The organism is Vibrio sp. OPT46, from assembly GCF_015163535.1.
GTDB lineage: Bacteria > Pseudomonadota > Gammaproteobacteria > Enterobacterales > Vibrionaceae > Vibrio > Vibrio alginolyticus.
Window position 1 is genome coordinate 1 of record NZ_JADDYG010000190.1, and the last position, 332, is coordinate 332.

At 46.1% G+C, this 332-nt stretch carries 1 protein-coding gene; it reads left to right on the plus strand.

The window, feature by feature from the left end; all coding sequences use genetic code 11:
* Window positions 1-129, plus strand: a 129-nt coding sequence (yacG, locus tag IQR33_RS08700; RefSeq protein ID WP_193843635.1) for a DNA gyrase inhibitor YacG, incomplete at its 5' end; no start/stop codon positions are given.
* Window positions 130-332: the final 203 nt, after the last annotated feature.

Genomic DNA, 332 nt, shown 5'->3' on the forward strand with positions numbered 1-332 from the left:
CCTCATCGCCCTTTCTGCAGTAAACAATGCCAAATGATTGATTTTGGTGAATGGGCAGATGAAGAAAACACCATCCCAGGCGCACCCGATATGTCCGATAGTGATGGCTGGTCTGAAGACCAGTATTAAATTGAGACCTAGGGTAAAGGAATACCCTAGGTTCCTTCTTGGGGAACCTGAATCACGCTCCTTCGTCGCTGTCCAGAATGACGAATTTTAACCACGGTACTCTATAATCTTTGACCATCATTTCCTGTCATTCCGAGGAGCCATAGCGGCATCAGGAATCTACGCATAGCAAGGATGAAGCTAACAACGTAAACACTTGCATG